This window comes from Citrobacter freundii ATCC 8090 = MTCC 1658 = NBRC 12681 (assembly GCF_011064845.1).
GTDB classification, from domain to species: domain Bacteria; phylum Pseudomonadota; class Gammaproteobacteria; order Enterobacterales; family Enterobacteriaceae; genus Citrobacter; species Citrobacter freundii.
On sequence record NZ_CP049015.1, the window covers coordinates 1,503,894 to 1,525,944 of the forward strand.

Below are 22,051 nucleotides of genomic sequence, written 5' to 3' on the forward strand. Positions count from 1 at the left end.
GCTTAGCCAACGACCAGATTGAGGAGTTTACCCGGTACATAAATCACTTTACGTACGGTAACGCCATCAAGATATTTTGCCACCAGATGCTCCTGGCCAGCACGTTCACGAACCTGCTCTTCAGTGGCATTTACCGGAACGGTAATTTTGCCACGGACTTTACCGTTCACCTGAACAACAACCAACGTCGAGTCTTCAACCATTGCTGCTTCGTCAGCTACCGGCCACGGCGCATTGTCGATATCGCCTTCGCCTTTCAGCGCCTGCCACATCGTGAAGCAAACGTGTGGGGTGAACGGGTTGAGCATGCGTACAACGGCCAGCAGCGCTTCCTGCATCAGGGCGCGGTCCTGCTCGTCTTCCTGTGGTGCTTTCGCCAGCTTGTTCATCAGCTCCATAATCGCCGCAATTGCGGTGTTAAAGGTCTGACGACGACCAATATCATCGGTCACTTTAGCAATGGTTTTATGCACGTCGCGACGCAACGCTTTTTGGTCTTCGCTCAACACATCAACGTTCAGTTCAGCTACATCACCTTTGGAGGTATGTTCGTAAACCAGCTTCCAGACACGTTTCAGGAAGCGGTTCGCCCCTTCAACGCCGGATTCCTGCCATTCCAGCGTCATATCAGCCGGAGAAGCGAACATCATGAACAGACGTACGGTGTCAGCGCCGTAACGTTCAACCATAACCTGCGGGTCGATACCGTTATTTTTCGACTTGGACATTTTGCTCATGCCGGTATACACCAGTTGATGGCCTTCTGCGTCCTGAGCTTTGACGATACGACCTTTCTCGTCGCGCTCAACGATGGCATCAACCGGAGAAACCCAGTTACGCTCACCGTTTGCACCAACGTAATAGAACGCATCGGCCAGCACCATACCCTGGCACAGCAGCTGTTTAGCCGGTTCGTCAGAGTTGACCATACCCGCATCGCGCATCAGCTTGTGGAAGAAGCGGAAGTAGAGCAGGTGCATGATGGCGTGTTCAATACCACCAATGTAGATATCAACCGGCAGCCAGTAGTTGGCAGCTTCTGGATCCAGCATCCCTTTGTTGTACTGCGGGCAGGTGTAGCGCGCGTAGTACCAGGAGGATTCCATAAAAGTATCGAAAGTGTCGGTTTCACGCAGTGCAGGCATGCCGTTAACGGTGGTTTTTGCCCACTCCGGATCGGCTTTGATTGGGCTGGTAATACCATCCATAACCACGTCTTCCGGCAGAATAACCGGCAACTGGTCTTCTGGCGTCGGCAGTACGGTACCGTCTTCCAATGTCACCATCGGAATCGGCGCGCCCCAGTAACGCTGACGGGAAACACCCCAGTCACGCAGACGGTAGTTCACTTTACGCTCACCCACGCCAAGAGACACCAGCTTGTCAGCAATGGCATTGAAGGCTGCTTCGAAGTCGAGGCCGTCAAACTCACCGGAGTTAAACAGCACCCCTTTTTCGGTCAGAGCTTGTTCGGACAGATCCGGCTCTGCGCCTTCAGCGGTCAGAATTACTGGCTTGATGGTCAGGCCATATTTAGTCGCAAACTCGTAATCGCGCTGATCGTGGCCCGGAACGGCCATGACTGCGCCCGTACCGTATTCCATCAGGACGAAGTTTGCTGCCCAAACCGGGATCTCTTCGCCAGTCAGCGGGTGAACGGCTTTAAAGCCCGTGTCGACGCCTTTCTTCTCCATGGTTGCCATTTCGGCTTCAGCAACCTTGGTGTTGCGGCATTCGTCAATGAAGGCGGCCAGTTCCGGGTTATTTGCAGCGGCTTTCTGCGCCAGCGGGTGACCTGCGGCAACGGCCAGATAGGTCGCACCCATAAAGGTGTCCGGGCGGGTTGTGTAAACGGTCAGCGTGTTGTCGTAATCGTTCACATCGAAGGTGATTTCTACGCCTTCAGAACGGCCAATCCAGTTGCGCTGCATCGTTTTCACGGTGTCAGGCCAGTGATCCAGGTTATCCAGGTCACGCAGCAGTTCGTCAGCGTAAGCGGTGATTTTGATGAACCACTGCGGGATCTCTTTACGCTCGACTTTGGTATCACAACGCCAGCAGCATCCGTCGATAACCTGTTCGTTCGCCAGTACGGTCTGGTCATTCGGGCACCAGTTGACAGCAGACGTTTTCTTGTACACCAGGCCTTTTTTGTATAGCTCGGTGAAGAATTTCTGTTCCCAACGGTAATATTCCGGGGTGCAGGTCGCCAGCTCACGGCTCCAGTCGTAACCGAAACCCAGCATTTTGAGCTGGTTTTTCATGTATGCGATGTTGTCGTACGTCCACGGTGCTGGTGCGGTGTTGTTTTTAACCGCAGCCCCTTCTGCTGGCAGACCGAACGCATCCCAGCCAATTGGCTGCAGTACGTTTTTGCCCAGCATGCGCTGGTAGCGGGCGATCACGTCACCGATGGTGTAGTTACGTACGTGGCCCATGTGTAGTCGACCAGAAGGATAGGGAAGCATAGACAGGCAGTAATACTTCTCTTTGCTCTCGTCTTCGGTAACTTCAAATGTGCGCTTCTCATCCCAGTGAAGCTGTACTTTGGATTCTATCTCTTCCGGGCGGTATTGCTCTTGCATGGCAGCCAGTGGTCCTGTTTTCAATACAGCTACAAACGTAGCTCTAGATGTGGTGTTTCAGATCCGCATAGCATAGCCCAAACGCCCGCGCCAAAACAGCCTTTCGCGCATTCAGCGTTGAATTCCCGCAAGGATAATTCTTGCACGAATTTACACACTCTGTGGACAGTCTTGCAAAGCGTAGCGTAAATAACGTCTATTATTATAGACAGTTAACGACCCAGGAGGCGAAGCGATGAACAAGGTTGCTCAATATTACCGTGAACTGGTAGCTTCACTGAGCGAACGTCTGCGTAATGGCGAACGCGATATCGATGCGTTGGTGGAGCAGGCGCGTCAACGAGTTATGCAGACCGGGGAGTTAACGCGAACCGAGGTGGAAGAGCTCACTCGGGCCGTCAGACGTGACCTGGAAGAGTTTGCTCTGAGCTATGAAGAAAGTCTCGATGAGGAGACAGACAGCGTCTTTATGCGGGTTATCAAGGAGAGTATCTGGCAGGAACTGGCCGATATTACCGATAAAACGCAGCTCGAATGGCGCGAAGTATTCCAGGACCTCAGTCATCACGGTGTTTATCACAGCGGCGAGGTGGTCGGATTAGGTAATCTGGTCTGCGAGAAGTGCCACTTCCATTTAGCGGTTTACACCCCGGATGTGCTGCCGCTGTGTCCGAAATGCGGACACGATCAGTTTCAGCGCCGACCGTTTGAACCGTAATCGCTTATCGCCGGATGGCGACGCGAAGCGTCTTATCCGGCCTACAATTAGCATGATTTTGTAGGTCGGATAAGCGTTAGCGCCATCCGGCGTGTATTAGGCGTAAAACTTCAGCCGTTCTGCCAGCAAATCGACAAACCCCTGGCGATCAACATCCACCATCACGGTGGCGTTTGGCTTATTGCCGCTCAGGAAGTAGTAGTCCACCACGGTCATTCCCTGGGTATATTTACCCTGAGTTTCCACGCCAACCCAGCGTTCAACGGTGGTAAACAGTTCAGGTTTCAGCAGCCAGGCAATGGTGCATGGGTCATGTAGCGGTGCACCGATGAATCCCCATTTTTCATCTTTGTGATATTCAAAGAAGAAATCGAGTAGTTCAGCAACGATCGTCGAAACAGGATTGCCGATAGCGCGGAACCGCTCGGTATCTTCACGATGTATTTGTGCTTTATGCGTGACGTCCAGCCCGGCCATCACCACCGGAATACCCGACTGGAATACGATCTCCGCGGCTTCGGGATCCACAAAGATGTTGAACTCGGCGGCGGGTGTCCAGTTTCCGAGGCCCATCGCACCACCCATAATCACGATACGGTCGATTTTGGCGTGCAGCTCAGGATGGCTATTCAGTAGCAATGCCACGTTAGTTTGCGGGCCGGTGGAGACAATTGTCATCTGTTCCGGGCTTTCACGCAGGGTTTTCGCCATCAGTTCCACAGCGGTACAGTCTTGTGGCGCAAAAGTGGGTTCCGGCAGCGCCGGACCATCCAGCCCACTCTCTCCATGGACGTTATCGGCGATAATCAGATCGCGCATCAGTGGTTTCACAGCGCCACCGGCGACGGGAATATCCGTACGCTTGAGCAACGTCAGCATGCGCAATACGTTACACAGCGTTTTGTCGGGAGTCTGATTCCCGGCTGACGAGGTTATCGCTTTCACATCCAGTTCAGGTGAGGCGAGGGCGAGAACAATTGCGATAGCGTCGTCATGACCTGGATCGCAATCAAACAGGATCGGAAGTGCCATTGTTGCTCCTTGTAAGTGGGACTTTGTGACAAGGTTAACGCTGGGCTGTATGTGTTTCGAGAGGCGAAGGGATAAAGCGTGAGGTGGCGCGCACATGGAGATGCGCGCCAGCAAGATTAGTGCAGGATTTTCGCGAGGAAGTCTTTGGCGCGGTCCGATTTCGGATTAGCGAAGAACTCTTCTTTCGGTGAGTCTTCAACAATTTTCCCTTCATCCATGAAGATCACCCGGTTCGCCACTTTACGCGCAAAGCCCATTTCATGGGTCACCACCATCATGGTCATCCCTTCATTGGCCAGTTCAACCATAACGTCCAGTACTTCGTTGATCATTTCAGGATCAAGCGCCGATGTCGGTTCGTCAAACAGCATGGCAATAGGATCCATACATAGTGCCCGGGCGATAGCGACACGCTGTTGCTGGCCCCCGGAGAGTTGGGCCGGGAACTTCTCGGCATGTGCCGACAGGCCAACGCGTTCCAGTAACTTTTGCGCTTTGTCGCGGGCCGGCTTTTTATCGCGCTTAAGCACTTTTACCTGCGCCAAAGTCAGGTTCTCAATGATCGACAGATGCGGGAACAGTTCAAAGTGCTGGAACACCATACCAACACGAGAGCGCAGTTTGGCCAGATCGGTTTTTTTATCATTCACCACGGTACCATCAACGGTGATGACGCCCTGTTGCACCGGCTCCAACCCGTTCACCGTTTTGATAAGCGTTGATTTACCTGAACCTGACGGACCGCAGACCACCACTACTTCACCTTTTTTCACTTCCGTGGAGCAGTCGGTCAGCACCTGAAAGTGACCATACCATTTAGAAACATTTTTCAGGGTAATCATTAAACTGTCCTTTTCTTCAAATAGCTGACCAACAACGATGCGCTCAGACTGAATACAAAATAAACGGCGCCAGCAAACAGGATCATTTCAACCTGTGTGCCGTCACGCTCGCCAATGGTGGAGGCGGTACGGAAGAAGTCTGCCAGACTCAATACATAGACCAGCGAGGTATCCTGGAACAGTACGATGCCCTGGGTCAGTAGCAGTGGTACCATCGCGCGGAATGCCTGTGGCAGAATGATCAGCTTCATCGACTGCCAGTGTGTCATCCCCAGCGCCAGCGCGGCGCTGGATTGCCCACGAGAAATACTCTGGATACCGGCACGGATAATCTCGGAATAGTACGCAGCTTCAAACATCGAAAACGCGACCATCGCTGAGATCAGGCGAATATCGGTTTTAGGCGACAGACCCAGTACGTTTTGCAAAAAGCCGGGCACAATCAGGTAGAACCACAGCAGCACCATGACCAGCGGAATAGAACGAAATACGTTGACGTAGCCTTTCGCAAACCAGGCAATCGGCGCGAAGCTGGACAGACGCATTACTGCAAGGATGGTTCCCCAGACAATACCAATGACGACCGCCGTAACGGTGATTTTCAGGGTGATGATCAGCCCGTCCAGCAGATACGGCAGGGAAGGGACGATAGAACTCCAGTCAAATTCGTACATTATTTGCCTCCCAAATTGCCAGGCAGGCGGATTTTGCGTTCGACAAGATTCATCACCAGCATGATGACGGCGTTAATCAGGACGTAGGCCAGCGTGATGGCGGTAAACGACTCCCATGCGTGGGCGGAGTAATCCAATAGTTTTCCCGCCTGCGCCGCCATATCGACCAGGCCGATGGTAGAGGCGATCGCGGAGTTCTTCACCAGGTTCATCATCTCTGAGGTCATTGGCGGAACAATCACGCGGTATGCGTTTGGCAGCAGCACATAGCGGTAGGCCTGCGGCAAAGTCAGCCCCATCGCCAGCGCGGCGTTTTTCTGCCCGCGAGGCAGGGACTGAATCGCTGCGCGAACCTGCTCACAGACGCGCGCGGCGGTAAACAGCCCCAGACAAAGCATGGATGAGAGGAAGAACTGAATGTTGGGATCCAGTTCCGACTTGAACCACATGCCAATGTTTTCCGGCAGCAGTTCAGGAATGACCAGATACCAGGTAAAGAACTGAACGATGAGCGGAACGTTACGAAACAGCTCAACGTATAGCGTGCCGATCCCGGAAAGGAAACGATTTGGGACGGTACGTAAGATGCCGAATAAAGAGCCTATGAGGAAAGCGATAATCCAGGCGGTGATAGATAACGCGACCGTGACCTGGAAACCACTCCAGAGCCAGCCGAGATAGGTGGTGTTGCCGAACGGGGCCTGTTGTAAAAAAATACCCCAGTTCCAGTCTATAGACATAAATCTACTCCAGAAAAAAAAGGGTAGCAGCGCTACCCTCGAAGATTGTTATTCGGCGTTTTGCGGTTTTCAGGCCTGATGGGGAACGACCATCAGGCTTATAGTCTGTCCGTGCCGAGTAGCAATCGAGAGGGAGGGGAAGCCTCCCATTTATTTTAGTTAGTTAAGCGCTTTATCATTCGGTTCTTTGAACAGGGCTTTCATCTCATCTGACAGTTCGAAATTCATGTTCAGGTTCTTCGGTGGAATTGGATTTTTAAACCACTTATCAAACCATTTCTCAGCTTCGCCTGAGGTCTGCGCCTTGGCGATAGTGTCGTCCATCAGCTTTTTGAACTCAGGGTCATCTTTGCGCAGCATGCAGCCGTAAGCTTCCTGAGACTGTGGCTTGCCAACGATCTCCCAGTTGTCTGGTTTCTTCGCTTTCGCGCGTTCGCCAGCCAGCAGGGCGTCATCCATCATAAAGGCAACGGCGCGACCGCTTTCCAGAGTACGGAAAGAGTCACCGTGGTCTTTCGCGCTGATAATGCGCATGTCCATTTTTTGTTCTTCGTTCAGCTTGTGCAGCAGCACTTCTGAGGTGGTACCTGAAGTCACGACCACGGCTTTGCCTTTCAGGTCAGCGAAATCTTTGACGTCGCCGCCTTTTTTCGCCAGCAGACGGGTACCGACAACGAAAATGGTGTCAGAGAAGGCTGCTTGTTTCTGACGCTCGACGTTGTTGGTGGTGGATCCACATTCAAAGTCGAAGGTGCCGTTTTGCAGCAGCGGGATACGGTTTTGTGAAGTAATCGGGATCAGTTTTACCTGCAGATCGGGCTTGTTCAGCTTTTTCTTCACCGCTTCAACGATCGCGTTGGAGTAATCCTGTGAATAACCGACCACTTTTTGCTGATTATCGTAGTAAGAAAACGGTACCGATGATTCACGGTGACCGACCACGATCACGCCATTTTTGGCGATCTTATCCAGCGTGCTGCCTGCCGCGGGTGCTGCGTCTTCTGCGTGCGCCAGACCGGCGGACATTCCCATGACCAGCATGGCAGTGGCGAGCTTACGTAATTGCATATCCAACTCCTTTATCGTCTGCGCCAGGGACGCATTGATACCCATTGTGATGTTGTTATTGTTTGCTACTAAAACGTGCAGTCTTGTATGTGTTTGTTAACATTTAGTTTGGATGAATGTAAAGAATTTGCTGTGTTATTGTTTATTTTTGCGAAGTGCGCCGCACCATTTGGGGGCAAAAATATCTTGTTGCACTTTTCAGGTGCTACCGGCGCTCAACTTTGGTGCGACCAGGTTGCACATTCAGCCAAAACAGCGTTTGCCTTGTAGAACAAAGCAATAGACGTGCCAGAATGGTCTTTTGGAGGGGAGTTGGCCTGATAAGCGTAGCGCCATCAGGCAAGATGCTGCACAACGGCCGGATGGCGGCGTACCGCCTTATCCGGCCTGAATTTGATGGGGCACTGTTTTATTTGCGACGTTGGCGCAGGCTCATTACCACCGCACCAAAGCCAAACAGTGCAGTCAGCAGCCAGAGCGGCCAGTTACCGGTACGGGCATAAGGGGTCAGGCCCGTGGTTGGCGTCACGCTGGTGGTCAGAACCTGACGGGTAAACTGCGGGATCATCGCTTGAATCTCACCCTGAGGACCAATCACCGCCGTAATACCATTGTTGGTGCTACGCAGCAGGGGGCGCGCCAGCTCAAGGGAACGCATCCGCGCCATCTGGAAGTGCTGCCACGGGCCAATGGACTTACCAAACCAGGCATCGTTGGAGATAGTCAGCAGGTAGTCCGTATCCGGACGGAAGTTATCCCGAACCTGTTCGCCAAGAATGATTTCGTAGCAAATGGCAGCCGTCAGCTTAAAGCCGTGCGCATGCAGCTGCGGCTGCACATAAGGCCCACGGCTGAACGAAGACATTGGCAGGTCAAAGAACGGCGCTAACGGTCGCAGGATTGATTCCAGAGGGACAAACTCGCCAAACGGTACCAGATGGTTTTTGTTGTAGCGGTTGCTGGAGTCGTAGCTGTATGGACTGTCTTTACCCAGTGTGATGATGGTGTTGTAGGTGTCGTAACGATTCTGTTTGTTCAGACGCGCGTCCACGATACCGGTAATCAGTGTGCTGTTTTTCGATTTCAGCAGGTCATCCATCATGCTCAGAAAACGCTGTTGGTTAATTTCCAGATCCGGAATAGCAGATTCTGGCCAGATGATTAGCTGTGATTTGCCCATCTCGGGTTGGGTGGCGTCGAGATAAATCTTCAGGGTGTTGAGTAACTGACCTTCATCCCATTTAAGCGACTGCGGAATGTCGCCCTGCACCATCGAGACCTGGGTGGTTTTTTCCGGCTCAAGCGTGTACCACTGGATATAGCGCAGTGGAAAAGGCAGAGCAAAGAGCACGAGTGCGGCAACCAGCGGCTTCCAGTTACGTCTCACCAGCGCCAGCGCCAACAGGCCGCTAACCATCATCAGCAGGAAGTTAATCGCCTCAACGCCCATTACCGGCGCCAGCCCCTTTAACGGACCGTCGATCTGGCTATAACCGAACTGCAACCACGGGAAGCCGGTCAGTACCCAACCGCGCAGGAATTCCGTGATTTGCCAGACTACCGGCGCGGCAATTGCCACCCGTAGCCAGGTGGTTTTCGGCCACAAGCGCGCTAACACGCCGGCAAACAGACCGGTGTAGAGGGAAAGGTATGCGGCAAGCAGAACCACGAGGAAAATGTTAACCGGGCCGGGCATACCGCCAAACTGCGCGATACTGACGTAAACCCAGTTGATGCCTGAGCCAAACAGTCCCAGTCCCCAGAAGTAGCCGATAGCGGCAGACTGGAGCGGACGGCGGTTGAAGGTGAGAGCCTGCAGGCCCATCAGCGAAACAATCGCAGCGGGCCAGATGTCATACGGTGAGAAAGCCAGTGTCCCGCAGGCACCGAATAATAACGCCAGCAGCAGGCGAATGCGCTGGCGTTCAATTAATGGGGCAAATGCCATGTAGTCTTAGATCCAGTTTCGGGTTTATTCGTCCAGTTTTGGCTGGGGTGAGTCGTCCGGAATTCTGACATGAACCTGAATAATACGGCGGCTGTCGGCCATTGCCACTTTAAACTGGTAACCATCAATGTCGATAGTTTCCCCACGCGCGGGCAGATGACCAAAGGCCTGCATGACCAGCCCGCCAATGGTATCGACTTCTTCGTCGCTAAAGTGGGTCCCAAAAGCTTCGTTGAAGTCTTCAATCGGCGCCAGCGCGCGAATAGTCCAGGTGTGGCGACTGAGCTGACGGAAATCAATATCGTCTTCTTCGTCGTACTCATCTTCAATTTCACCGACAATCAGTTCAAGGATGTCCTCAATGGTCACCAGACCTGAGACACCGCCAAACTCGTCGATGACGATAGCCATATGATAACGCTGGGAGCGGAACTCTTTCAGCATGCGGTCAACCCGCTTGCTTTCAGGTACGACAACCGCCTGGCGTAACACTTTCTCCATGCTGAAGGCTTCGGCATCGCTGCGCATAAACGGCAGCAAATCTTTGGCCATCAGAATCCCTTCAATGTGATCCTTGTCTTCACTAATTACCGGAAAACGCGAGTGAGCAGACTCGATAATGACATCGAGACATTCGTCCAGGGTCTGGTTGCGTTTCAGGGTAATCATCTGGGAGCGAGGGATCATGATGTCGCGCACGCGTTGGTCCGCAATATCCATTACCCCTTCGAGCATATCGCGCGTATCTTCATCGATAAGGTCGTTTTGCCCGGAATCACGGATCAGCTCCAACAGTTCGTCGCGGTTTTTCGGTTCACCGTGGAAAAGTTGGCTCAGTAACAGGGAAAAAAATCCCTTTTTGCTGTTTAAGGTGTCACTACTGTGTGAATTGTCGTCGCTCATGGCGTCGTATGGGTTCTCATGTTAGTTAATACAAAGCGCGTCATGCGTTTACTCAGCTGATGACGGCATATCTCTTCATTGCACTTCAAACCAGGTAGGCCTTATCAGGCCTACAAGATGTCGAAATGCTTACTCTTTCTCGGCAATGTACGGATCCTCATAGCCCAGAGCAAGCATAATCTCTGTTTCGAGGGATTCCATTTCTTCCGCTTCATCGTCTTCAATATGGTCGTAGCCGAGTAAATGCAAGCTTCCGTGCACCACCATGTGCGCCCAGTGGGCCTCAAGCGGCTTACCTTGTTCCTGCGCTTCTTTCTCGACGACCTGACGGCAGATGATCAAATCACCCAGCAGCGGCATCTCAATGCCCGGCGGGGCTTCAAACGGGAAAGAGAGCACGTTGGTGGATTTATCTTTCCCGCGATAGGTCAGGTTGAGCTCATGGCTTTCCGCGTCATCGACCAGACGAATGGTTACTTCAGACTCTTCCTGAAACTGCGGGATCACCGCATCCAGCCACCCCTGAAACTGACTTTCTGTGGGTAAACCGGATTCGTCTTCACATGCCAGCTGTAAATCGAGAATAACCTGACTCATTTTTGTTCCTGCTCCTGAGCTTCGCGCTTGCGTTCTGCAGCCTGCTCGGCTTTACGTTTCTGTTCTGCTTCTTCCCAGGCTTCATACGCCGTGACGATACGAGCCACCACCGGATGGCGAACCACGTCTTCGCTATGGAAGAAATTAAAACTAATCTCGTCGACCTCAGCCAGTACTTCAATGGCATGACGCAGACCGGACTTGGTACTACGCGGCAGGTCAATCTGGGTGATATCGCCGGTGATAACCGCTTTGGAGTTAAAGCCGATACGGGTCAGAAACATTTTCATCTGTTCGATGGTGGTGTTCTGGCTCTCATCAAGAATGATGAACGCATCGTTTAACGTACGGCCACGCATATAGGCCAGCGGCGCAACTTCAATGACGTTACGTTCAATCAGCTTTTCAACCTTCTCAAAACCGAGCATTTCGAACAGCGCGTCATACAGCGGTCGTAAATAGGGATCGACTTTCTGGCTGAGATCACCGGGCAGGAATCCCAGTTTTTCGCCCGCTTCCACTGCCGGACGGGTCAGCAGAATACGACGGATCTCCTGACGCTCAAGCGCATCAACCGCAGCGGCAACGGCGAGATACGTTTTACCCGTACCCGCAGGGCCAACGCCAAAGGTGATGTCGTGGTCGAGGATATTTGCAATGTACTGTGCCTGGTTCGGCGTACGCGGCTTAATTACTCCGCGCTTGGTCTTGATGTTCACCGCTTTGCCAAATTCAGGCACGCTGTCTGCGCTTTGCTCAAGCACACGCGCTTCTTTGATCGCCAGATGAATTTGTTCAGGCTCGATGTCCTGCGTCTGACCGCGCATTGGGGCGGTATCGACGTACAGACTACGTAAAATATCTGCCGCAGCGGTGACGCAAATTGGGCGGCCGGTCAGTTTAAAGTGGTTATCACGGCGGTTAATTTCGATGCCGAGGCGACGTTCCAGCTGTTTGATGTTGTCATCAAATGGGCCGCAAAGGCTCAACAGGCGGGCGTTGTCTGCGGGTTCAAGGGTGATTTCGCGAGTGTCTATGTTCAAACTGTTCCTCTTATGCATGTCTCGCCGGACGCTGAACATTTACCGGCATCTAAGGAAATTATTCACGCCATGGGGGAAAGGCGCAAGCATTGCAATAAATATGGGGATGCCAGGGCTGATTACAAGGCCCGCCGGGACAGCGAGCCCAGAAGTGTAGGCCCGATAAGTGTAGCGGTATCGGGCCTTTTTTACGTCTTTCAGCAGGATTAAGGCTGATAAATACCAACACCCAGATCGTTTTCTTTGCGGGTACGCGCAATGACCGATTCAGGGGATTCTGCGATGCGCAGGCCCATTTCGTCTTCGGTACGCACCACTTTTCCGCGCAGGGAGTTCGTCCAGACATCGGTAATTTCAACATCCACAAACTTACCGACCATATCCGGGGTACCTTCAAAGTTCACCACGCGGTTATTTTCGGTACGCCCTGACAGTTCCATAATGCTCTTACGCGATGTGCCTTCAACCAGGATGCGCTGGGTCGTACCAACCATACGACGGCTCCAGGCCATAGCTTGCTGGTTAATACGCTCCTGTAGAATGTACAGACGCTGTTTCTTCTCTTCTTCTGGTACGTCATCAACCATATCGGCGGCAGGGGTGCCAGGACGCGCAGAGAAGATAAAGCTGTAGCTCATGTCAAAATTGACGTCAGCGATTAGCTTCATGGTCTGCTCGAAATCCTGCGTGGTTTCACCTGGGAAGCCAACGATGAAGTCGGAGCTAATCTGGATATCCGGACGCGCAGCGCGCAGTTTGCGGATGATCGCTTTGTATTCCAGCGCCGTGTGGGTACGTCCCATCAGGTTCAGTACGCGGTCTGAGCCGCTCTGTACCGGCAGGTGCAGGAAGCTCACCAGCTCTGGCGTATCGCGATAAACTTCAACGATATCATCGGTGAATTCGATCGGATGGCTGGTGGTGAAGCGGATACGATCAATGCCGTCGATTGCTGCTACCAGACGCAGCAGATCGGCAAAGGATCCGATCGTGCCGTCGTAGTTTTCACCACGCCAGGCGTTCACGTTTTGCCCCAGCAGGTTCACTTCACGCACGCCTTGGGCTGCAAGCTGGGCGATTTCAAACAGAATATCATCCGCCGGACGGCTGACTTCCTCACCGCGGGTGTAGGGAACCACGCAGTAAGTACAATATTTATTACAACCTTCCATGATGGACACAAACGCGCTTGGACCTTCAGCACGAGGTTCCGGCAGGCGGTCGAACTTTTCGATCTCCGGGAAACTGATATCAACCACCGGGCTACGGGTCGTGCTTCCACGCACTTTGTTGATCATTTCCGGCAGGCGATGCAGCGTTTGCGGCCCAAAAATAATATCGACGTAATGCGCGCGCTGGCGAATATGATCGCCTTCCTGAGATGCAACACAGCCACCGACCCCAATGATGAGCTTGGGATTTTTCTCTTTTAACAGTTTCCAGCGGCCCAGTTGATGGAACACTTTTTCCTGAGCCTTCTCACGGATTGAGCAGGTATTCAGCAGCAGCACATCCGCTTCTTCCGCCACGTCAGTCAGTTGATACCCATGAGTGGCATCCAGCAGATCGGCCATCTTCGATGAATCGTATTCGTTCATCTGACAGCCCCAGGTTTTAATATGGAGTTTTTTGGTCATCGACTTGCTCTTGCGAAATTGTGGCTGAAATGCAGGGCGCATAGTGTACTGCTTTGGCGCGGTTGTGACCAGTATGACGGATGTCAGCCTCAAGGGGTAAAAAATCCTGTAAACTTACACAATACATGTAACTGGAAAATTGACCATGACAAATCAACCAACGGAAATTGCCATTGTCGGCGGGGGAATGGTCGGCGGCGCGCTGGCGCTGGGACTGGCGCAGCATGGATTTTCGGTAACGGTGATTGAACATGCCGCTCCTGCGCCGTTTGTTACTGGCGGACAGCCTGATGTCAGAATTTCGGCCATTAGCTCCGCCTCCGTGTCGTTGCTGAAAGGGCTGGGCGTCTGGGATACGGTTCAGGGAATGCGTAGCCATCCTTACCGTCGTCTGGAAACATGGGAATGGGAAAATGCCCATGTGATGTTTGATGCCGCCGAGCTTAAGCTGCCTTTGTTGGGCTATATGGTGGAGAACACGGTCCTGCAACAGGCGCTCTGGCAGGCGCTGGAAGTTCACCCTAAAGTTACGCTGCGCGTGCCGGCGTCGCTTCTCTCTTTGCATCAACATCACGATCGGCATGAACTTGAACTGGCAGACGGTGAAAAAATCAGCGCGAAGCTGGTTATCGGTGCGGATGGTGCAAATTCTCAGGTGCGGAAAATGGCTGGGATTGGCATTCATGCCTGGCAGTATGCGCAGTCCTGTATGTTGATTACCGTGCAATGCGAGCATTCGCCGGGAGACAGCACCTGGCAGCAATTTACCCCTGACGGTCCGCGCGCGTTTTTACCGTTGTTCGATAACTGGGCCTCGCTGGTGTGGTACGACTCACCAGCTCGCATCCGCCAATTGCAAGCGCTAAATATGCCGCAACTGCAGGCGGAGATCGCTAAACATTTCCCTTCAAGACTCGGTAACGTTACGCCTGTGGCGGCGGGGGCATTCCCACTTACGCGTCGTCATGCGCTGCAATATGTGCAACCGGGGCTGGCGCTGGTAGGTGATGCCGCGCATACCATTCACCCACTGGCGGGGCAGGGCGTTAATCTGGGTTTTCGTGATGTCGATGCGTTGATTGATGTGCTGGTGAATGCGCGCAGCTACGGTGAATCCTGGGCCAGTCAGCCGGTGCTCAAGCGTTATCAGAATCGCCGTATGACTGACAATTTCATCATGCAAAGCGGTATGGATCTGTTCTACGCCGGATTCAGCAATAACCTGCAGCCGCTGCGCATCATGCGTAATCTCGGGCTCATGGCCGCAGAGCGCGCTGGCGTACTGAAACGTCAGGCACTGAAGTATGCGTTAGGGTTGTAGTGCCGTTAAACCAGGCGCGAAAACAGAGTTTCTCTACCTTCCTTACCTGGAAAGAACCCCTGATACCAAACACTTCCGGTGTTGGTTGTCAGGGTTTCACATTGCCATTGATGAGTGGCAACGCAATACAAAGCTCTGGTGCTAATACCTGCGAAGATGAGCAGGCAAGCCAGCACAAACAGCGCCGCAACCGTATTTCCCCCATTGGCATAATCATGCGCCAGTATGGCAATACAGGCAATTTGCAGGCAGAGCTTGCCGCTAAACCCATAGATAAAAAACTGGCGAAGCCGTGCTTGTGAAAAGAAGCAGGGATTTTTCAGTACAGATCGCTGTTCCTGAGCGGGAAAGCCGTGGATATAGACCATCCACTGAGTATTCTCCGTCAGCGTTAAGGCCGTACCGGCTTCATTAAGTCGGTGAAGATGCATTGACACAATAACCGGGAATACGATGCCAATCAGAACGAAGTAGGTTATCAGTGACGAAATGCCGATAAAGCTGAGACCAACCGCGAGAAGAAAAAACAACAGGGCAGTTATTCGCATGAAAAACAGAGGGAAAATCTGATAATTCATCACAAGCTCCTTTTGTGCAAAAAAGGCATTCTAGCATTAAGCTTTTGGGCGCTTGTGCAGGAGAGGGTGTTTTTAGGATTTTATAAAAGCAAAAAGCTCGCCGAAGCGAGCTTTTTTAATATGGCTGGGGTACGAGGATTCGAACCTCGGAATGCTGGTATCAGAAACCAGAGCCTTACCGCTTGGCGATACCCCAACGGGTGCACCCACAAAGTGGACGACTTTTTGAAATTGGCTGGGGTACGAGGATTCGAACCTCGGAATGCTGGTATCAGAAACCAGAGCCTTACCGCTTGGCGATACCCCAACAATTTTTTGGATTTACCGAACGAGTCGATACGTCCTTAATATGGTGGCTACGACGGGATTCGAACCTGTGACCCCATCATTATGAGTGATGTGCTCTAACCAGCTGAGCTACGTAGCCAGATACTATCATATTCTTCGATGGCTGGGGTACCTGGATTCGAACCAGGGAATGCCGGTATCAAAAACCGGTGCCTTACCGCTTGGCGATACCCCAATGACCGTTGCAGTGAACCGCTATATCGAAGAAAAAATGGCTGGGGTACCTGGATTCGAACCAGGGAATGCCGGTATCAAAAACCGGTGCCTTACCGCTTGGCGATACCCCATCCGTGCAACGCTTACGGGTGAATGGTGCGGGAGGCGAGACTTGAACTCGCACACCTTGCGGCGCCAGAACCTAAATCTGGTGCGTCTACCAATTTCGCCACTCCCGCAAAAAAAGATGGTGGCTACGACGGGATTCGAACCTGTGACCCCATCATTATGAGTGATGTGCTCTAACCAGCTGAGCTACGTAGCCATCTTTTTTTTCGCGTAACCTTATCGGCGTTGCGGGGCGCATTATGCGTATTGAGCCTTGAAGCGTCAACCCCTTTTTCATTGAAAATAGCTGGAATGTGACTGTTTGGTTAGGTTGCGAACAGCATGACGCAATATTCGGCAATTATTAGTTATTAATTGTTTTTTTGCACAGAAAACAGACATAAAAAAAGAGCCCCGCAGGGCCCTTTTCTAAGGATTAACTTATTTATAAGCGGACTGGTGTACGCCAACCGCACGACCAGACGGATCGTTCATGGTTTTAAACGCTTCATCCCATTCGATCGCTTTAGCGGAAGAACAGGCTACAGATGGCCCGCCAGGCACACATTCCGCAGCGCTCGCAACCGGGAACAACTCTTCGAAAATCTCACGGTACAAATACGCTTCTTTAGATGATGGCGTGTTGTATGGGAAACGGAAGCTGGCGGTTTCCAGTTGTTGGTCAGAAACTTGTTCAGCAGCGACTTCTTTCAGTGTATCAATCCAGCTGTAACCGACACCGTCAGAGAACTGCTCTTTCTGACGCCACGCGACGCTTGCTGGCAGGTAGGACTCAAAACATTCGCGCAGAACGTGTTTTTCCATTTTGCCGTTGCCGCACATTTTGTCCTGCGGGTTGATGCGCATCGCCACATCAAGGAATTTCTTATCCAGAAACGGCACGCGTGCCTCCACGCCCCAGGCTGACATCGCTTTGTTGGCACGGGCGCAGTCGAACATATGCAGTGCCTGCAGCTTGCGCACGGTTTCTTCGTGCAGTTCTTTTGCATCTGGCGCTTTGTGGAAATAGAGATAACCGCCAAATACTTCGTCCGAACCTTCGCCCGACAGCACCATTTTAATGCCCATCGCTTTAATTTTACGCGACATTAAGTACATTGGCGTCGAGGCGCGAATCGTCGTGACATCGTAAGTTTCGATGTGATAAATCACGTCGCGGATAGCATCCAGACCTTCCTGCACGGTGAAGTGGATCTCGTGGTGCACGGTACCCAAATGGTTTGCCACCTCTTGCGCAGCTTTCAGATCCGGAGCGCCTTCCAGGCCGACGGCGAAGGAGTGCAGCTGTGGCCACCAGGCTTCGCTACGTTCCTGATCTTCAACACGGCGTGCCGCGTATTTTTTAGTGATCGCGGAAATGACGGATGAATCCAGACCGCCGGACAGCAGTACTCCATAAGGAACATCTGACATCAGGTGGCTTTTCACCGCATCTTCCAGCGCCTGGCGCAGCTCGTTTTTATCGGTAACGTTGTCTTTGACTGCATCGTATTCAAACCAGTCGCGCTGGTAGTACTGACGAATTTCGCCGTCTTTACTCCATAAATAACTACCGGCCGGGAATTCTTTGATTGTGCGGCAGACAGGAACCAGCGCTTTCATTTCAGACGCAACATAGAAGTTACCGTGTTCGTCGTAACCCATATACAGCGGGATGATCCCAATATGATCGCGACCGATCAGATAAGCGTCCTGCTCGCTGTCATACAGGGCAAAGGCAAACATGCCTTGCAGATCATCCAGAAACTCTGGGCCTTTTTCCTGATACAGCGCGAGGATAACTTCGCAGTCGGAACCGGTCTGGAACTGATAGCGATCGCCGTACTCAGCGCGCAGCGCCTGGTGGTTATAAATTTCACCGTTAACCGCCAGGATATGCGTTTTCTTCACGTTGTACAGCGGCTGAGCACCGGCGTTGACGTCGACGATGGACAGACGTTCGTGTGCCAGAATGGCGTTATCACTGGCGTAAATACCCGACCAGTCTGGGCCGCGATGGCGCATCAGACGAGACAATTCCAGGGCTTTTTTACGCAGTTCAACTGCGTCAGTTTTAATATCGAATACGCCAAAAATAGAACACATAACCTTCTCCGTTAACCTGTTGCGTGATGCTTTTTATGTTTGCTTGATAAAGAAAATGCCGCAAAGCGGGAGAGGGCGCAAGCGAATTGCGGGTCAGAAAATAAAAAATGCAATGGTCATTGTGGATTGGTGAAAAAAGATTACAGAATAGACGTGTTTATTGATGAATCGACAGTTTTATGGCGGTTTTATTGAATGGAGGGGCTTCGTGGGGCGGATAAGACGATGACGCCGCCATCCGGCAATAACGCTGCATAATTGCCGAATAAGACGAACTTATGTCTTATCCGGCCTGCGAATCAAATCACATCAATTTCAGCAACAGACGGGTAAATCCAGCTTGGTCTGAACGGCATGTTGTCAATATCATCGAGCTTGGATACGCCAGACAGTACCAGGATAGTTTCCAGACCCGCCTGAAAACCTGCCAAAATATCGGTGCGCAGGTTGTCGCCAACAATGACGGTTTCTTCTGAGTGCGCCTGCATTTTGTTGAGCGCCGCGCGAATAATCCACGGGCTTGGTTTGCCGACATAAAATGGTTTACGACCTGAGATCTTCTCAATACCGGCACAGAGTGCTCCACAGGCGGGATAAAAGCCGCGACCGTGGGTATCCGGGTTAGTGGCGATAAAACGAGCGCCGTTGGCGACAAAATACGCCGCTTTATGCATCATGTCCCAGTTATAGGAACGCGTCTCGCCAACAATCACAAAATCGGGGTTCACGTCGGTAATGGTAAATCCAGCTTTATACAGTTCGTGAATTAACGCGCCTTCACCAACCACATAGGCCTTTTTTCCTTCCTGGCGACGAAGAAAATCAGCGGTAGCCATCGCGGAAGTATAAAAGACGCTATCAGGGACATTCACACCTGCGGTGGCGAAGCGGTTTGCCAGATCTTGCCCGGTCTGCGAAGGGTAGTTAGTCAGCAGGACTAACGGCAGACCTTTTTCCAGGATCCCAGTCAGAAATTCTGCCGCACCCGGTACAGCAACATTGTCGTGCATCAGCACGCCGTCGATATCACAAATTACATTCTTAATGGCCATGGACAATCCGACATTAAAAAAAGAAGGCATTACTATACACAAAATACACTACATCATTCGAGTCGCATCAAGGCGGCAAGTCTGCGAACCTCCGGAGCTTACTGAAGTAAGTGACCGGGGTGAGCAGATGCAGCTAACGCAGAGGCAGCTTGAAGGATGACGTGTATTAGCTTTCCAGCAAACGTTGCAGCAAAGTCCCGTTAAGCATTGCGCGTTTCACCAGCGCAAAGGCGCCAATGGCGGAGCGGTGATCCAGCGTGGACCGAACCACCGGTAAATTATGGCGAAACGCCTTCAACGCCTGCGTGTTGATACAGCTTTCTATTGCAGGCAGCAGTACTTTATCAGCCTCGGTAATTTCGCCCGCAATGACGATTTTCTGCGGATTAAAGAGGTTGATGGCGATAGCGATGGTTTTACCCAGATGGCGGCCAACATGCTCGATGACTTCTGCTGCCAGATTATCGCCTTTATTCGCTGCCTTACAGATGGCTTTGATACTGCAATCATCCAGCGTGAGCCGGCTTGGATAGCCTTGCTTTAGCAAGTTTTGTACGCGGTGTTCGATAGAGGCGTTGGCCGCAATGGTTTCCAGACAGCCGAAATTACCGCAGTGACAGCGCTCACCCAGCGGCTCAACCTGAATATGACCAATCTCACCGACGTTGCCATTGCGACCGATGAAAATGCGGCCATTGGAAATAATTCCCGCGCCGGTTCCGCGGTGCACTCGCACCAAAATGGAGTCTTCGCAATCCTGGCTTGCCCCGAAATAGTGCTCAGCCAGAGCCAGGCTGCGAATATCGTGACCAACAAAGCAGGTAACTTTGAAGCGTTTTTCGAGCGCTTCGACCAGCCCCCAGTTTTCGACCTGAATGTGTGGCATATAGCGGATGACGCCGCTTTCAGGATCGACAAGGCCTGGCAGGATGACAGAAATTGCGATCAGCTCGCGGATTTTCCGCTGACAGCTCTCAATAAAGATGGCAATGGTGTTGAGCAGCGCATATTCCAGCGTTTCCTGGGTGCGCTCCGGGAGAGGGTAATGCTCTTCGGCGACCACTTTACTGCTCATATCATAGAGAGTGAGCGTCGTATCGTGGCGACCCAGGCGTACGCCAATTGCGTGGAAATTGCGGGTTTCTGTGACGATAGAGATAGCGCGGCGGCCCCCGGTGGAGGCCTGCTGATCGACTTCTTTGATCAGCCCGCGTTCGATCAACTGACGCGTAATTTTGGTTACGCTGGCGGGGGCAAGCTGGCTTTGCTCGGCAATTTGAATTCGCGAGATTGGCCCATGCTGGTCAATCAGGCGATAAACCGCCGCGCTGTTAAGCTGTTTTACGAGATCAACATTACCTATTTGAGCTTGTCCGCCTGGTGTCATTCTTTCTCTTACTCAGTAACGACCTCGTTGCCATTAACGATGGTCTTGATAATTTTAAAGTCGTGCGTGAACGCAGTCAGGTTGGCTACTTTGCCTGGCGCGATGCTGCCGAGTTGTTTGTCGACGCCAATGGCGCGAGCAGGGTAGAGCGTTGCCATGCGCAGGACTTCGTCGAGAGCGATATTCGCATGTTCGACCAGATTGCGTACACCTTCAATCATGGTTAATGATGAACCGCTCAATGTACCGTTCTCATCAACACACAGTCCATTGCGGTAGTATATTGTTTTACCAGCGAAAATGAACTGTTCAATGTTTGCACCTGCTGGCGCGGTCGCGTCAGTGACCAGGCACAGCTTGTCGCCTTTCAGGCGCTTAGCATTACGAATGTTAACGTAATCAACGTGCAGGCCATCGGCGATGATACCGCAGTAGATATCGGCTTCATCAAGAATTGCGCCCGCCAGACCTGGTTCACGACCGGTAATGTACGGCATCGCGTTGAACAAATGGGTCGCAAAGCTGATGCCTGCGCGGAAACCGATTTTGGCTTCTTTGACCGTTGCATTGGAGTGACCCGCAGAAACCACGATACCGGCATTAACCAGTTTGGTGATGACCTCTACCGGGACCATTTCTGGTGCCAGTGTGACTTTGGTGATCACATCCGCATTATCGCACAGGAAATCAACCAACGCAGCGTCCGGCTGACGGACAAATCCAGGATTATGGGTACCTTTTTTCACAAGGTTCAGCCACGGGCCTTCAAGATGAAGTCCTAATGCCTGATTCGGGTGTTTCGCCAGGTATTCACGCATCACGCGAACACCCTGTTTCATCAGGTCATCGCTGGTGGTGATAAGCGTTGGTAAATAGTTGGTGCAGCCAGATTTTTCATTGGCTTTCTGCATGATTTCCAGCGTTTCAACGGTCACGGCTTCTGCCGTATCGTTAAACTGTACACCGCCGCAGCCGTTTAGCTGTACATCAATAAAACCGGGGGAAACAATGGCCCCATTCAGTGAGCGCTGTTCAATTCCTGACGGTAACTCAGCCAGTGGGCAAACGCTGTCAATCAGGCCATTGGCGACAACAATCGCATGGTCATCAAGAATTTCGTGACCGGTAAAGATCCGGCCCTGGGTTAAAGCATACATTCCGACCCCCGATTTCAAAAAATGCCGCCCTGCAACTCATCGACAGGGCGG

18 protein-coding genes and 7 tRNA genes are annotated in these 22,051 nt (G+C 52.1%); 2 read left to right on the forward strand and 23 right to left on the reverse strand.

Annotated elements, in window-relative coordinates:
* Nucleotides 1-2 precede the first annotated feature (2 nt).
* Nucleotides 3-2,585 carry a leucine--tRNA ligase gene (leuS, locus tag G4551_RS07165; RefSeq protein ID WP_003835570.1) on the reverse strand — a complete coding sequence of 861 codons (2,583 nt, stop codon included), beginning with the start codon at nt 2,583-2,585 and terminating at the stop codon, nt 3-5.
* A 235-nt stretch (nt 2,586-2,820) separates the two neighbouring features.
* Here leuS and G4551_RS07170 point away from each other — a divergent pair, with 235 nt between their 5' ends.
* Complete coding sequence (locus G4551_RS07170; RefSeq protein ID WP_003022748.1) at nt 2,821-3,303, forward strand: zinc ribbon-containing protein; 483 nt, start codon at nt 2,821-2,823, stop codon at nt 3,301-3,303.
* 96 nt (nt 3,304-3,399) lie between these two features.
* On the opposite strand, the gene rihA is transcribed toward G4551_RS07170, so the two are convergent.
* The 10 genes from rihA to miaB all read right to left on the reverse strand — a co-directional run bounded on the left by rihA (nt 3,400) and on the right by miaB (nt 13,787).
* On the reverse strand, nt 3,400-4,335 hold the full coding sequence (gene rihA / locus G4551_RS07175) for a pyrimidine-specific ribonucleoside hydrolase RihA (RefSeq protein WP_003835568.1): 936 nt from the start codon (nt 4,333-4,335) through the stop codon (nt 3,400-3,402).
* Nucleotides 4,336-4,451: 116 nt separating this feature from the next.
* Nucleotides 4,452-5,177: a glutamate/aspartate ABC transporter ATP-binding protein GltL gene (gltL, locus tag G4551_RS07180; protein ID WP_003022754.1), complete on the reverse strand. Its 726-nt coding sequence runs from the start codon at nt 5,175-5,177 to the stop codon at nt 4,452-4,454.
* On the reverse strand, nt 5,177-5,851 hold the full coding sequence (gene gltK, locus G4551_RS07185; protein WP_003022757.1) for a glutamate/aspartate ABC transporter permease GltK: 675 nt from the start codon (nt 5,849-5,851) through the stop codon (nt 5,177-5,179). Before gltK ends, gltL begins: the two co-directional genes overlap by 1 nt.
* Nucleotides 5,851-6,591, reverse strand: a complete 741-nt coding sequence (gltJ, locus tag G4551_RS07190) for a glutamate/aspartate ABC transporter permease GltJ (protein WP_003022759.1) — start codon at nt 6,589-6,591, stop codon at nt 5,851-5,853. Before gltJ ends, gltK begins: the two co-directional genes overlap by 1 nt.
* 159 nt (nt 6,592-6,750) lie before the next feature.
* Nucleotides 6,751-7,659 carry a glutamate/aspartate ABC transporter substrate-binding protein GltI gene (gltI, locus tag G4551_RS07195; protein ID WP_003022762.1) on the reverse strand — a complete coding sequence of 303 codons (909 nt, stop codon included), beginning with the start codon at nt 7,657-7,659 and terminating at the stop codon, nt 6,751-6,753.
* 409 nt (nt 7,660-8,068) lie between these two features.
* Nucleotides 8,069-9,607 (reverse strand): apolipoprotein N-acyltransferase, encoded by a 1,539-nt coding sequence (gene lnt, locus G4551_RS07200; RefSeq protein ID WP_003835561.1) that lies wholly within the window; start codon nt 9,605-9,607, stop codon nt 8,069-8,071.
* Nucleotides 9,608-9,631: 24 nt separating this feature from the next.
* Nucleotides 9,632-10,510, reverse strand: a complete 879-nt coding sequence (corC, locus tag G4551_RS07205; protein WP_003022770.1) for a CNNM family magnesium/cobalt transport protein CorC — start codon at nt 10,508-10,510, stop codon at nt 9,632-9,634.
* 129 nt (nt 10,511-10,639) lie between these two features.
* Nucleotides 10,640-11,107, reverse strand: coding sequence for an rRNA maturation RNase YbeY (ybeY, locus tag G4551_RS07210; protein ID WP_003835559.1), 468 nt, complete (start codon nt 11,105-11,107; stop codon nt 10,640-10,642).
* Nucleotides 11,104-12,150 (reverse strand): PhoH family protein, encoded by a 1,047-nt coding sequence (locus tag G4551_RS07215; protein ID WP_003022776.1) that lies wholly within the window; start codon nt 12,148-12,150, stop codon nt 11,104-11,106. Before G4551_RS07215 ends, ybeY begins: the two co-directional genes overlap by 4 nt.
* 206 nt (nt 12,151-12,356) lie before the next feature.
* Complete coding sequence (gene miaB, locus G4551_RS07220; protein WP_003022779.1) at nt 12,357-13,787, reverse strand: tRNA (N6-isopentenyl adenosine(37)-C2)-methylthiotransferase MiaB; 1,431 nt, start codon at nt 13,785-13,787, stop codon at nt 12,357-12,359.
* Nucleotides 13,788-13,932: 145 nt separating this feature from the next.
* On the opposite strand from miaB, the gene ubiF reads away from it, so the two are divergent.
* Entirely contained in the window at nt 13,933-15,108 is a 1,176-nt protein-coding gene (gene ubiF, locus G4551_RS07225) for a 3-demethoxyubiquinol 3-hydroxylase (RefSeq protein WP_003835556.1), read from the forward strand.
* Between the two features lie 5 nt (nt 15,109-15,113).
* Here ubiF and G4551_RS07230 read toward each other — a convergent pair whose 3' ends face one another.
* The 12 genes from G4551_RS07230 to nagA all read right to left on the reverse strand — a co-directional run bounded on the left by G4551_RS07230 (nt 15,114) and on the right by nagA (nt 22,000).
* Nucleotides 15,114-15,686: a hypothetical protein gene (locus G4551_RS07230; RefSeq protein WP_003835554.1), complete on the reverse strand. Its 573-nt coding sequence runs from the start codon at nt 15,684-15,686 to the stop codon at nt 15,114-15,116.
* A 121-nt stretch (nt 15,687-15,807) separates the two neighbouring features.
* Nucleotides 15,808-15,882 (reverse strand) — tRNA-Gln (locus G4551_RS07235).
* A 36-nt stretch (nt 15,883-15,918) separates the two neighbouring features.
* Nucleotides 15,919-15,993 (reverse strand) — tRNA-Gln (locus G4551_RS07240).
* Nucleotides 15,994-16,036: 43 nt separating this feature from the next.
* Nucleotides 16,037-16,113, reverse strand: a tRNA-Met gene (locus tag G4551_RS07245).
* 21 nt (nt 16,114-16,134) lie between these two features.
* Nucleotides 16,135-16,209, reverse strand: a tRNA-Gln gene (locus G4551_RS07250).
* A gap of 37 nt (nt 16,210-16,246) precedes the next feature.
* Nucleotides 16,247-16,321: transfer RNA gene (locus tag G4551_RS07255), tRNA-Gln, on the reverse strand.
* A 23-nt stretch (nt 16,322-16,344) separates the two neighbouring features.
* A tRNA-Leu gene (locus tag G4551_RS07260) sits at nt 16,345-16,429 on the reverse strand.
* Nucleotides 16,430-16,438: 9 nt separating this feature from the next.
* A tRNA-Met gene (locus tag G4551_RS07265) sits at nt 16,439-16,515 on the reverse strand.
* A 224-nt stretch (nt 16,516-16,739) separates the two neighbouring features.
* Entirely contained in the window at nt 16,740-18,404 is a 1,665-nt protein-coding gene (gene asnB, locus G4551_RS07270; protein WP_003835552.1) for an asparagine synthase B, read from the reverse strand.
* 299 nt (nt 18,405-18,703) lie between these two features.
* Nucleotides 18,704-19,456, reverse strand: coding sequence for a ribonucleotide monophosphatase NagD (gene nagD, locus G4551_RS07275; protein ID WP_003022792.1), 753 nt, complete (start codon nt 19,454-19,456; stop codon nt 18,704-18,706).
* Between the two features lie 166 nt (nt 19,457-19,622).
* On the reverse strand, nt 19,623-20,843 hold the full coding sequence (gene nagC / locus G4551_RS07280; protein ID WP_003022796.1) for a DNA-binding transcriptional regulator NagC: 1,221 nt from the start codon (nt 20,841-20,843) through the stop codon (nt 19,623-19,625).
* Nucleotides 20,844-20,851: 8 nt separating this feature from the next.
* A complete protein-coding gene (gene nagA / locus G4551_RS07285; protein WP_003022800.1) occupies nt 20,852-22,000 on the reverse strand; it encodes an N-acetylglucosamine-6-phosphate deacetylase in 1,149 nt (382 codons plus the stop codon).
* Nucleotides 22,001-22,051: the final 51 nt, after the last annotated feature.

Excerpts from the sequence above, each read along its gene's own strand:
- leuS (WP_003835570.1), bottom strand. The coding sequence starts at position 2,585 with ATGCAAGAGCAATACCGCCCGGAAGAGATAGAATCCAAAGTACAGCTT.
- G4551_RS07170 (WP_003022748.1), top strand. The coding sequence starts at position 2,821 with ATGAACAAGGTTGCTCAATATTACCGTGAACTGGTAGCTTCACTGAGC.
- rihA (WP_003835568.1), bottom strand. The coding sequence starts at position 4,335 with ATGGCACTTCCGATCCTGTTTGATTGCGATCCAGGTCATGACGACGCT.
- gltL (WP_003022754.1), bottom strand. The coding sequence starts at position 5,177 with ATGATTACCCTGAAAAATGTTTCTAAATGGTATGGTCACTTTCAGGTG.
- gltK (WP_003022757.1), bottom strand. The coding sequence starts at position 5,851 with ATGTACGAATTTGACTGGAGTTCTATCGTCCCTTCCCTGCCGTATCTG.
- gltJ (WP_003022759.1), bottom strand. The coding sequence starts at position 6,591 with ATGTCTATAGACTGGAACTGGGGTATTTTTTTACAACAGGCCCCGTTC.
- gltI (WP_003022762.1), bottom strand. The coding sequence starts at position 7,659 with ATGCAATTACGTAAGCTCGCCACTGCCATGCTGGTCATGGGAATGTCC.
- lnt (WP_003835561.1), bottom strand. The coding sequence starts at position 9,607 with ATGGCATTTGCCCCATTAATTGAACGCCAGCGCATTCGCCTGCTGCTG.
- corC (WP_003022770.1), bottom strand. The coding sequence starts at position 10,510 with ATGAGCGACGACAATTCACACAGTAGTGACACCTTAAACAGCAAAAAG.
- ybeY (WP_003835559.1), bottom strand. The coding sequence starts at position 11,107 with ATGAGTCAGGTTATTCTCGATTTACAGCTGGCATGTGAAGACGAATCC.
- miaB (WP_003022779.1), bottom strand. The coding sequence starts at position 13,787 with ATGACCAAAAAACTCCATATTAAAACCTGGGGCTGTCAGATGAACGAA.
- ubiF (WP_003835556.1), top strand. The coding sequence starts at position 13,933 with ATGACAAATCAACCAACGGAAATTGCCATTGTCGGCGGGGGAATGGTC.
- G4551_RS07230 (WP_003835554.1), bottom strand. The coding sequence starts at position 15,686 with ATGAATTATCAGATTTTCCCTCTGTTTTTCATGCGAATAACTGCCCTG.
- asnB (WP_003835552.1), bottom strand. The coding sequence starts at position 18,404 with ATGTGTTCTATTTTTGGCGTATTCGATATTAAAACTGACGCAGTTGAA.
- nagD (WP_003022792.1), bottom strand. The coding sequence starts at position 19,456 with ATGGCCATTAAGAATGTAATTTGTGATATCGACGGCGTGCTGATGCAC.
- nagC (WP_003022796.1), bottom strand. The coding sequence starts at position 20,843 with ATGACACCAGGCGGACAAGCTCAAATAGGTAATGTTGATCTCGTAAAA.
- nagA (WP_003022800.1), bottom strand. The coding sequence starts at position 22,000 with ATGTATGCTTTAACCCAGGGCCGGATCTTTACCGGTCACGAAATTCTT.